At 44.3% G+C, this 11,160-nt stretch carries 9 protein-coding genes and 1 tRNA gene; 9 read left to right on the forward strand and 1 reads right to left on the reverse strand.

Annotated elements, in window-relative coordinates; translation table 11 throughout:
• Positions 1-368: 368 nt before the first annotated feature.
• The 3 genes from AC4II3_RS27615 to AC4II3_RS27625 all read left to right on the forward strand — a co-directional run bounded on the left by AC4II3_RS27615 (position 369) and on the right by AC4II3_RS27625 (position 2,878).
• Positions 369-441: transfer RNA gene (locus AC4II3_RS27615), tRNA-Arg, on the forward strand.
• Positions 442-666: 225 nt separating this feature from the next.
• Complete coding sequence (locus tag AC4II3_RS27620; RefSeq protein WP_293078073.1) at positions 667-978, forward strand: hypothetical protein; 312 nt, start codon at positions 667-669, stop codon at positions 976-978.
• Positions 979-1,150: 172 nt separating this feature from the next.
• Positions 1,151-2,878 (forward strand): succinate dehydrogenase/fumarate reductase flavoprotein subunit, encoded by a 1,728-nt coding sequence (locus AC4II3_RS27625; protein ID WP_488010718.1) that lies wholly within the window; start codon positions 1,151-1,153, stop codon positions 2,876-2,878.
• 173 nt (positions 2,879-3,051) lie between these two features.
• Here AC4II3_RS27625 and AC4II3_RS27630 read toward each other — a convergent pair whose 3' ends face one another.
• Positions 3,052-3,891, reverse strand: coding sequence for a tetratricopeptide repeat protein (locus tag AC4II3_RS27630; protein ID WP_488010720.1), 840 nt, complete (start codon positions 3,889-3,891; stop codon positions 3,052-3,054).
• Positions 3,892-4,242: 351 nt separating this feature from the next.
• Between AC4II3_RS27630 and patR the strand changes: the two genes are divergently transcribed.
• The 6 genes from patR to AC4II3_RS27660 all read left to right on the forward strand — a co-directional run.
• Complete coding sequence (gene patR, locus AC4II3_RS27635; protein ID WP_488010722.1) at positions 4,243-5,265, forward strand: heterocyst master regulator PatR; 1,023 nt, start codon at positions 4,243-4,245, stop codon at positions 5,263-5,265.
• 62 nt (positions 5,266-5,327) lie between these two features.
• Positions 5,328-5,513 carry a hypothetical protein gene (locus AC4II3_RS27640; RefSeq protein ID WP_488010724.1) on the forward strand — a complete coding sequence of 62 codons (186 nt, stop codon included), beginning with the start codon at positions 5,328-5,330 and terminating at the stop codon, positions 5,511-5,513.
• A gap of 386 nt (positions 5,514-5,899) precedes the next feature.
• Positions 5,900-7,693 (forward strand): SLC13 family permease, encoded by a 1,794-nt coding sequence (locus tag AC4II3_RS27645; RefSeq protein WP_488010726.1) that lies wholly within the window; start codon positions 5,900-5,902, stop codon positions 7,691-7,693.
• Between the two features lie 525 nt (positions 7,694-8,218).
• Complete coding sequence (locus AC4II3_RS27650) at positions 8,219-9,028, forward strand: ABC transporter permease (protein WP_488010742.1); 810 nt, start codon at positions 8,219-8,221, stop codon at positions 9,026-9,028.
• Positions 9,029-9,030: 2 nt separating this feature from the next.
• On the forward strand, positions 9,031-10,308 hold the full coding sequence (locus tag AC4II3_RS27655; protein WP_488010744.1) for an ABC transporter ATP-binding protein: 1,278 nt from the start codon (positions 9,031-9,033) through the stop codon (positions 10,306-10,308).
• Between the two features lie 7 nt (positions 10,309-10,315).
• The coding region (locus AC4II3_RS27660) for an acyltransferase (RefSeq protein WP_490722966.1) at positions 10,316-11,160 on the forward strand (845 nt) is incomplete at its 3' end.

Raw genomic sequence — 11,160 nt, forward strand, 5'->3', positions numbered from 1 at the left:
CCGCGTGGCCAAACGCGCCCCGCGTGGCCTTTTGGCCTTGGCCAAAGCCTGTGCCACGCTACACCAAACAGCTTTTGAATAAAATAAGCTGACGGCTGACGGCTGAATGCTGAGATCGGGCAACGATTAACAAGTAATGCTTTCTGTTACCGGAGCCATTGTTCCTTGATCCGAAGTTCCCTGTTGCTCTTTGACCTTGACTGTCCCGTTTTAAATTGGTATAATTAAATGTTGTGCTTAATGGTTTTCCGACACAGGAATGAATACCCACAAAGCGCCTTGATAGGAGTAGGTATTAGGCACACAGAGACTACTACCCGAGCACTAGCCAAGCAAAAACAGTTTTTTCTGATGTATGATATAGCTATGCCCTCGTAGCTCAGTGGATAGAGCTAGGGATTTCTAATCCCTCGGCCGTAGGTTCAAATCCTACCGAGGGCGCTTTTTTATAATTGGTTATTGGTCAAAAGTCAATACCATCTGGCTTAATCTGGCTCACAAAATACACAGGACTAAGGATTAATGACTAATGACTAAATGTAAAGTCTAAATGTAAATGTAAATGTAAAGTCATGTTGCGCTCCTCTTAAAAATTATTGAGAAATCCCCCAAACCTGGATGAGACGCATATGCTTAGAAAAATAAAGAAATGTGTCAATAGATGCCATGGATAACTTACAACGATATCGCATTGTCTGCACCCTAAGCTTTGGTGACATTTATGGACAAATTATGGTTTGGTTAATCGTAATTTTCCTGAGTCTCGCCTCAGCCTTAGCTCTTTGGAGTGCTGACCGCCAAATTTACGCTCTGGCAACTGTCGGGCTGATTTTGGTACTATCTCTGCCTTTCCTGCTCTTTGCCTTCGTGACTACATTGTTAAACCATATTGAAATTTCTCAGATGGAAGAGGAGGAAACCACATCAACAGCTGGAGGCAGAGCGCCTAGACAGAAACCTATTGGGGCGACCGGTTGAAGAGAATCCGGACCATCCCCGGCTTTTTCCGCAATCCGGGGAAGGGGAGTTGAGAGCCTCCGTCCTTAAGGAGGGGCGCTTCATAACTTTTTCCGCAATCCTAGACGGTAAATGCCTAGAGGCTAGAACCTAGAGCCTAAAATAGGAATTCGGATTCCATCATACGAGCGAGATGCTAGAACACGATGTCATTATTGTCGGTGGGGGATTAGCTGGATGTCGCGCTGCTTTAGAGATTAAACGCTCTGAGCCTAAGCTGGATGTCGCCCTTGTGGCTAAAACTCACCCAATTCGTTCCCATTCGGTGGCTGCCCAAGGGGGTATGGCAGCTACTCTGAATAATGTTGATGCTGACGATAGCTGGGAAGCCCATGCCTTTGACACGGTTAAAGGCTCTGACTACTTGGCAGACCAGGATGCAGTAGAAATCCTCACCAAAGAGGCTCCAGAGGTGGTCATTGAGCTGGAACACATGGGGGTGCTGTTTTCGCGCTTACCGGATGGTCGGATTGCTCAGAGGGCTTTTGGAGGGCATTCCCATCGCCGCACTTGCTACGCGGCAGATAAGACGGGTCACGCCATTTTGCATGAACTGGTGAACAATCTCCGGCATAACGGTGTAAAACTCTACGATGAGTGGTACGTTATGCAGCTGATTTTGGAAGAGGGTCAGGCAAAAGGGGTGGTTATGTTCCAGCTCCTAGACACGAAGGTCGCAGTAGTACGGGCAAAAGCGGTCATGTTTGCTACCGGGGGTTATGGACGGGTATTTAATACGACCTCCAATGACTTTGCTTCCACTGGGGATGGTCTGGGAATGTCAGCTCTGGCTGGGGTGCCTTTGGAAGATATGGAGTTTGTACAGTTTCATCCTACGGGCTTGTATCCGGTGGGAGTTTTGATTTCTGAGGCGGTACGAGGGGAAGGGGCTTATCTGATTAACTCAGAAGGCGATCGCTTTATGAGGGACTACGCCCCCAAACAAATGGAACTGGCACCCCGGGATATTACTTCAAGAGCGATTACCCTAGAACTCAGAGCTGGTCGTGGCATTCATCTTGATGGCAGTGCAGGTGGACCTTTTGTTTACCTTGACCTGCGCCACATGGGCAAAGAAAAGATTATGAGTCGGATTCCGTTTTGCTGGGAAGAAGCCCATCGATTGGTTGGTATTGACGCAGTACATGAACCAATGCCAGTACGACCAACTGCCCACTATTCCATGGGGGGAATCCCTGTCAACACCGATGGACAAGTTCATAGTGGTAAAGATGGGTTAATTGAGGGCTTCTTTGCCGCTGGGGAATCAGCCTGTTTATCTGTTCATGGGGCAAATCGCCTCGGGAGTAATTCCCTGTTGGAATGTGTGGTTTATGGCAAAAGAACTGGTGCTGCGATCGCAAAATACGTCCAAGACCGGAAGTTACCAGACATTGACGAGCAATCCTACCTCAATGCAGCCCAGGCAAAAATCAAAGCCCTTGTGGAAAAATCTGGCACCTTACGGCTTAACCAGTTGCGTCAAGCCTTCCAAGACTGTATGACCCAATTCTGTGGCGTTTTCCGTAACCAAGCGTCCATGGAGGAGGGATTAAACCAACTGCAACAATTCAAACAACAGTACCAGCAAATTTATTTGGATGACAAAGGCAACTGCTGGAACACGGAAATTATCGAAGCCTTGGAACTGCGCAATTTAATGATAGTCGGAGAAATGATTCTTACCTCTGCTCTGAACCGACGAGAAAGCAGGGGTGCCCATAGCCGGGAGGATTATCCCCAACGGGATGATCCCAATTTTCTCAAACACACCCTAGCGTTTTACTCATCTGCAGGTATTGACCTGCAATATAAACCGGTCAACATTACCTTGTTTGAACCGAAAGAGCGGAAGTATTGATGATTCCTCCGAGACTGCGTCAGTGGTCGATTTATAGCAGAAGTCAGAAGTCAGAAGTCAGAAGTCAAACTCTTGCGCTTACTTAGGTTTGAGACTTTTGTCATGTCCGCGCCTGCCCTGGCGACTGCTATATCAGTAAGTGACGTTACCACACAGAGTGGTAACTCATCACTCTAATTTTCTGGAGTTTCTGGAGTTTCTGGAGTTTCTGGAGTTTCGGCTGCCAACTGTTTGACTTGGTCTTTGTACTTGGCTGGTGCTAGGGATTCAGCCTGGTCAAACAGGGGTTTAGCGTTTTCAGTGTTACCCTGTTCTTTAAAAATCATGGCTTTAGCTAGCACTGGTCTCCAGTCATCTTGGTTGCCTTTGATCGCCTGGTCATAGATAGCTGTGGCTTCGTCATAACGCTTCTGATTCGCGTAAACTTGACCTAACAACAACTGCACAGAAATGACATCAATGCTCCCAGGTTTAATCTCATTGACTTGCTGGGAACTTTTTAAGGTGTCTTGCAGCAAACCGATGGCTGCTTCTGGGCGGTTTTCCTGGGTTAGCAAACTAACTAACCCTTGCAGAGCATTCATATCCCCAGGCTTAGCGTTTAATATGTCCCGATAAGCTTGAGCTGCTCCTTCGCGATCGCCAATTTGTTGTTTTACCTGAGCCAGCAAGACTCCATAATCTGTCTGGTCTGTATTGAGTTTGGCTAACTTTTCTAGGGGTTCAATGGTGCCTTTGATGTCTCTGAGCTGCAACCGTATCTCCAGCAGACCTCTCAAAGCCGTTAAATTTTCTGGTTCTCGCTGCAAGACTAGTTCATAACCCTTGGCTTGAGCTTCTAGTTCTGCTTGCTGCTGGGCAGAAATATTTGGTGTAGCTGTAGGTGTTGCCCCAACAGAGGCGGGATTATCCTTGAAAATATTCCCTAGCAAAGGAATCATCGAAATACCGATAAAGGCTAGCACAGCTAGTACTAGCACTATTTTGATCCACAGACTGCGCTTTTGAGACACAAAACTTTCTTGAACTCTCTTCCCATTATGAAACGATTTGGGGAGTTTAAAGTCTCCTCCCATCAATCCCATCCATTAAATAAGCTAGCATTAAGGCTCAGTTAAATCGGCTAGAAACCGCTCAGATTAAAGATTCCATAAACTTTGCGGATCTAAGCTTTATCTCACTGCATTCTGTACAGTGGGTAGACTAGTACCAAGTGCGCTCACCCTCCAGTTTTTTGGTGGCAACAGTCCAGAAGAATTTTTTCTGGAAAGGACACCGGAAAGCTGGAATATGTTGACAAGACAATGCTGCCAATGTCAGTCAAAACCACCCATGGGAATGTGTCTCCGCCGCTAGGAGGTTATATGAATTCGTCTGTGAATGGGCTTCCCGACTCAGCTGAGTCGTCTGGAATCCAACCACCGGAAGTATCCAGTGTGCAAAACCAGCCCCCAGAAACACCAACTGGTGGCTCTCAAGATACCACCAAATCAGATCCCTTAGCTGAATCTAATGGGACAGTAACTACTCAGGTCTCAAGTCAGGTCTCAAGTCAGGTCTCAAGACAGCACCCAATTCCTGCCCCCAGTGAACCTAGGCAATACCGCGCCATCGGTCTGGTCAATGGCAAATATATGCCTTCCGCAGAGCAGTTGACCAGGGGAACACTTGTAGCGGCAGATGGAACCTTGATTGATGCGGTGTTACTCGGTCGGGTCATGAGTTTGGTCAAGAATCACTTAGATCTCAATCAGCCCCACCTCTGGGTTGTCTATCCCCGCATCAGGCAAGCAGACGATAACTTACATGTCCAAATTGTTGGCGTCTGGGAACCGGAAACTCTCGAACCCACAGCTGAAGCTGAAACAACTGACTCGGGAGTTGCTCAGTCCGAAGCAGAAGTCGAGACATCAAATGACTGCTCAGAAGCTGAGGTGGAACCGATTCCTAAGGATGGCTATTTTTCCATTCGTGGTGAGGTTATCTACCATTCGCGGGAGAATGAACAAGTCGTTGTTAAAATTAGGCAATTACCTCGTAAAGAGTCAGATAAGCCTAAGTTTTTCAAGTTAAAGCTTAAGGGTTGCCTGGGAGAAAGGGTTGTTGGTCATTTTTGGGATTTACATGCACAGCTGCAAGCCAATACCCTGGTAATCCAGGAAGGAAATGATATTGGTTTTCTCAACAAAAAAGGACCAAAGAGGAAACCATTTAATAAAAATAAGAAACGTTTTGGTGCTAAAAAGAGTTACCCGAAGCCACGCCCTGCTCGTAAAAAGGATGGCGTGGCTACAGCCACAGCACCCAAACCCCAAACACCAAGACCGAAACCGATCAAGCGTATTGACAAGGGTAGTCAGGGTGATCCCTCTGGGAATTCTGCTTGATGGGAAGTGGAGAATTGCTCGAAGCGTGAGCTACCACGCTTTACTTTGAAGAAGATGGGGGGATGGGGGAATGGGGACGGACATGGAATATCCCCTGCTCCCCTACTCCAGAAGCTATCTATTCTCCTGGCAGACTCAGAGGGACTCGCAGGAGTTTATTCAATTTTAATTTAATTGATTTTTTGGTTGGCGAGATGGTAGGATTAACCGTCAACGGTCAACCGTTAACGGTTAACAGTCAACAGTAATTGACAGTTTATTATTAAAGTTTTTTAAACAAAGGCTGTCTTAATTTAAAGTTTTAATTAAGGGCTCTACTTGACTAGATTATAAGGAATAATTAACTTCATAACTACGGATGAATTCGGGGAATAAAGACTAGTACATTATTGTTCCGAAGTTCCGAAGTTATGAAGTTATGAAGTTACCTTTAAATTAATTTGATGCCCTAAGGATTCTGATCAAATCTATAACTATAAATTATAGATTTGATGAAGGATACGCTAACTAATAGCGTTATTGAATCCTATGGCGAGATAAATTCCATGGATAGGTAAATTTATAAAAATGTTTGATTGATGTCCATGAGCTACCTAATTAAGGTAGTCTTTTTTGGTGAGAGCCTACGCTATCTATGACTATTTTTCTTACCCTGAGCGTTGTTGTACTAGCTTTAATCAGTTTCATTAGGGAATGGATGCCAGTGGATATCACTGCGATCGCAGTGATGGTATTACTGATGCTTCTAAAGCTAGTCACCCCAGAACAGGGAATCTCCGGTTTTGGCAACCCTGCCACGATCACTGTGATGGCTATGTTTATCCTCAGTGCTGGGATTGCCCGAACTGGGGCGCTTCAAATCGTGAATGACCTACTGCTGAAGTGGGGAGGCAAGGAGTCAACCCAGCAAATATTTACCATGGGAATGATTGCTGGTCCGATCACGGGTTTCATTAACAATACCGCTGTGGTGGCTGTACTACTTCCGATTGTAGAAGATTGGTGCCGCAAGCAAAGTATTTCCCCTTCTAGGCTTTTGATGCCCTTATCCTTTGTCACTATCTTAGGGGGCATGATCACTACCATTGGCACCTCCACTAATGTCTTGGCCAGTGGGTTGTCTAAACAGTTGGGCTATGGTGATTTCAGCTTGTTTCAATTCACCCAATTGGGGCTAATTACATTTACCGTAGGATTGGCATATTTGGCTCTAGTGGCACCCCGACTTTTGCCCAACCGTAAAGTAGCTAGCAATGGTATTGTCACTCAAGACTATAATCTCAAAGAGTATGTCAGTGAAATTGTAATTACACCAGATTCCAGCCTAGTGGGGCAAACCCTACGTGCCAGTGAAATCCAGCGGAAGTTTGATTTGGACGTTTTGGAACTGATTCGCAATGGTAGCCGTTTTCCCCAACCGCTGGCAGATAAAGTATTGCGACCAGGGGATATTTTGATTGTGAGGTCTGGTCGGGAGTGTCTGCTGAGAGTCAAAGATCAACGAGGGATAGAAATCTTAGCTGATCTCCAATTTGGACAGCAACCCTTGGAAACCGGTCTTACCTCTGGGGAGGAGGGGATTGCTGAGGTGTTGATCCTGGCTAACTCTAATTTAATTGGCTCAACCTTAAAGGATATGCGGTTTCGGCAACGCTATAACGGTACGGTTTTGGCAATTCGACGGGGACAGGAACTGGTCAGAGAAAGACTTGGACGAGTTTCCTTGCACTTTGGTGATGTGCTGTTGGTACAAGGGCCGAGGCAAAGTTTGTTGGGATTGCAAACCAGTCGAGATTTATTGGTGATTGGACAGCGAGATTTAGAAACCCTACGGCGAGACAAAGCAGGGATTGCGATCGCAATTAGTGTAGGGGTAGTCTTAGCAGCTGCCTTTAATGTGCTACCGATTATGGTGAGTGCCTTGTTGGGAGTAGTCTTGATGGTGATCACTGGTTGTCTCAAACCTGGGGAACTGTACGGAACAGTACGCTGGGATATTATTTTCCTGCTGGCTGGGTTAATTCCTTTGGGAATAGCGATGAAGGAGTCAGGCACAACTGAATGGTTAGCCAAAAATCTAGTGGCACTAGGGGGTAATCTGCCTGGTTATTGGTTGTTAACACTGTTCTATGTGGTTACTGTCCTGATTACAGAGGTGCTGTCTAACAATGCTTCGGTAGTGTTACTATTGCCGATTGCTGTGGAGGTAGCTAAGAGTTTGAGTCTGAATCCTCTAGCGTTTATGTTTACAGTGATGTTTGCAGCATCCAATAGTTTTATGACTCCGATTGGGTATCAGACCAATACCATGGTTTATGGGCCAGGGGGTTACAGGTTTTTGGATTTTGCTAGGGTGGGTGCCCCATTAAGTTTGTTGATGGCGTTGATTATTCCGCCACTGGTGATTGCACTGTATGGATTGTCTTGAGTTTTACCCCTATAAATAAGCTACTCTTTATTCCCTCCTCATTCGCGCTTTGCCTCAAGACAGGGTTTGTTTTTTAACTGAATAGTATCCAATTTAAAGGTGCAACAACTTAGCGTTTTTTTCTGAACCAATGAATTTACTTGCTTTGCTAAACTATCCCGATTTAACAGATAGTTTTTGAATAAGTTAACAGATAATTATTCTCAGATATAAATCTAGATTAAATCTAGATTAAACTATTATAGCAATTCTATATCCCATAAGGTACAAATTGATACCCCTAAATCCCCCTTATTAAGGGGGACTTTGAGGTTGAGAAGCGTACCTCATAACTACGAGAAACGCTATAAATATAACCTGTATTTCTGCTCCCTGCTCCCTGCTCCCTGCTCCCTGCTCCCTGAAACCCGAAAATTTGTACCTCACCCAATTGATAACTGCTAGAAAAGTGAGGAGATAGTTTTGAAATGGACTAAAGGATCAGATCAGAGATTACCCAGGGTACTTTATACTCCTGAGAGTAAGATGAGGCATCCGCTTCAATTATTTCAAGAGATGGGGCGAGACTTGCTAGCTTCTAGGGAACTAGCTTGGCGACTTCTGGTGCGGGATATCAGTGCCCAATACCGCCAGTCATTTCTGGGAATTGTCTGGGCTTTTATACCACCAATTGTGACAGCTGTTGGCTTTACTGTGGCTAAGAGTAACGGGGTGATTAATGTTGGTAGCACGGAGTTGCCCTATCCAGCTTATGTAATGTTTAGCATGACCCTGTGGCAGACTTTTGTGGAAACACTGAATGGTCCTGTCCAAGCCGTGACCCAGGCCAAGGCGATGTTGGCTAAAATTAATTTCCCCCGTGAAGCGATTATTCTTAGCAAACTCGGTCAAGTATTTTTTAACTTTGGTATCAAGCTGATTCTGATTGTGGGCTTGTTTATCTGGTTCAGAATGCCAGTAAGTTGGAGCGTGATTATAGCACCGGTTGCTTTGATTAATCTTGTCTTATTCGGAACATTTATTGGCTTGTTATTAGCCCCGATGGGAGCCTTGTATAAAGATTTTTCGATGGGTCTTACTTTAGCAACTGGATTTTGGTTATTTCTGACTCCAGTTGTCTATCCAGTTCCCACTGAGGGGGTATTTGGCGCTATTGTGAAATTGAATCCAGTCACTCCTTTGCTGGTGACAACACGAGAGTTGGCAACCACAGGTGTGATCTCCGATCCCCTGGGATTTTGGGTGGCGAGTGGAATTGCTGTTGTGGGATTGCTACTAGCTTGGATTTTCTATCGTCTCTCCATGCCTTTTGTAGTTGAGAGGATGAGTTCTTAATGATGATTAGTACCACTGAGCCAGACCTTGCTGACAAATCCCAAGATAGTGAAGTCATTCTCTCGATTAATGGGGTTTATAAAAAGTTTTGTCGGGACTTGAAGCGGTCTTTATTATATGGGGTTCATGATATTGCCACTGAGTTATTAGGATTGCGGCAGAAGGATGATAAGCTGCGGAAAAAGGAGTTTTGGGCACTTAAGGATGTCAGTATTCAATTGCGACGAGGAGAAGCAATTGGCTTAGTGGGTAAAAATGGTAGTGGGAAATCGACATTATTGCGGATTATTAGTGGTTTGATTAAGCCGGATGTTGGCTCTGTGGAAGTTAAAGGTCGCTTGGCACCATTGATTGCGTTAGGAGCAGGGTTTAATCCGATTTTGACAGGGCGGGAAAATATTTATGCCAATATGTCGATTTTGGGGTTGTCGAAAAAAGAAATTGATCAGCGGTTTGATCAAGTTCTAGAGTTTGCGGAAATTGGGGATGCTATTGATTCGCCGGTACAAACCTATAGTTCTGGCATGGCAGCAAGGTTAGGCTTCGCTAGTGCAATTCATACAGAACCAGATATTCTTCTGATTGATGAGGTGCTAGCAGTCGGCGATATTATGTTTAGGATGAAATGCTATAGAAAGCTATCTGAATTACGGGATAAAGGGACAACGTTTGTGTTAGTAGCTCACAATCCTAATTCTATTCTATCTATTTGTGATTCAGCAATTTATCTTGAACGGGGAAAATTACTAGCAGTTGGGAAGGCGGCTGTGGTAATCCAACAATATGATCAAGATTTGTTCTTAGATAACAAACAGGAAGCAAAAGGAGCTATTTTCTTTAAAGAAAAACCAGCAGAACAAAGCACTGGTTTAGATATTATTGGCGTTTACTTTAGAGATGGACAAGGAAATAGGATTGACTATCCTATCAGTGGTCAACCGGTATCCTTGTGTGTTAAGTGCAAAGCTCACACAGAAATTCATAATGGAAGCCTTTGTATTATTATTAGACAAAGTTCTGGGGAAGGGGAACCATTATTAAATCTAGATAGTTACCTAGACAACACAATATTTAAAATTTCTAATGGACTAGTTGAACTTCAGTTAGAAATGCCTTACCTTGGATTACGACCAGGTTCTTATTCTACTAAAGTCTGGGTTCAAAAACGACCTAAATATATCTACGACCACGTAGTATTAAACTTCCAAGTTAAAAGTAATAGTTTAATGACCCAATGTCAATTTTATCAACCTAGACAATGGAAAGTTTTACCACAATAATTTTATATTGAGATTTATTCAAGCAAAAACTACAGACCTGGTGGGTGGAACGGGCATCTTGCCCGTTACAATCGGACGGACTGTGCCAACTTTGACGGTGCGTTACGGGACGGGCTATCCCAACACTGGCTACGAGGTTGAACATGAGGGCAAGCCCGCCCCTAACGCACCCTACGCAACTCTGCTCCCTGCTCCCTGCTCCCTGCTCCCTACTCCCTATTCCATTTGTTATATGTATGAATCCTTTAAATTAATCAATAAGTTATGGGATAATCAGAAACAAAAAATCAGACACAACTATTACCGTAACCAACTTGGAGCTATTGGTGAAAACTGTTATATAGGCAAAAACGTAATCAAAAATAATTTAAGTAAATTATTTCTGGGCAATCGAGTCATTGTAGAAAATAATGTAACCCTTAAATGTAATTTGGAAGACTCTGCTATTCATATTGGCGATCGCTCAATTATCCGAAGTTCAGCAATGCTCATATCTGCACAGGGTAAGATAAAAATTGGTAGTGACTGTAGTGTCAACCCTTTTTGTTTTCTTTATGGTGCAGGGGATTTAGTTATAGGAAACTGGGTCAGAATCGCTACCCATACTGTAATTGTTACTTCAAACTATACTTTTGACGATATTGATACGCCTATCGACCTTCAACCGTCTACTAATAAAGGTGTCATTATAGAAGATGATGTTTGGATCGGGGCGGGAGTAAGAATCCTTGATGGTTGCAGAATAGGTAAAGGTTCTGTCATTGGCGCTGGGACAGTTTTAACCAAGAGTGTTGAGCCTTACTCCGTAGTTGTAGGAGTACCGGGCAAGGTTATTCGTAAACGTGGTGAACC

It is taken from the genome of Moorena sp. (assembly GCF_982860115.1).

What these genes read in the sequence shown, in the direction of transcription:
- AC4II3_RS27620 (WP_293078073.1), top strand. Translation starts at nt 667, where the DNA reads ATGGATAACTTACAACGATATCGCATTGTCTGCACCCTAAGCTTTGGT.
- AC4II3_RS27625 (WP_488010718.1), top strand. Translation starts at nt 1,151, where the DNA reads ATGCTAGAACACGATGTCATTATTGTCGGTGGGGGATTAGCTGGATGT.
- patR (WP_488010722.1), top strand. Translation starts at nt 4,243, where the DNA reads ATGAATTCGTCTGTGAATGGGCTTCCCGACTCAGCTGAGTCGTCTGGA.
- AC4II3_RS27640 (WP_488010724.1), top strand. Translation starts at nt 5,328, where the DNA reads ATGGGGGAATGGGGACGGACATGGAATATCCCCTGCTCCCCTACTCCA.
- AC4II3_RS27645 (WP_488010726.1), top strand. Translation starts at nt 5,900, where the DNA reads ATGACTATTTTTCTTACCCTGAGCGTTGTTGTACTAGCTTTAATCAGT.
- AC4II3_RS27650 (WP_488010742.1), top strand. Translation starts at nt 8,219, where the DNA reads ATGAGGCATCCGCTTCAATTATTTCAAGAGATGGGGCGAGACTTGCTA.
- AC4II3_RS27655 (WP_488010744.1), top strand. Translation starts at nt 9,031, where the DNA reads ATGATTAGTACCACTGAGCCAGACCTTGCTGACAAATCCCAAGATAGT.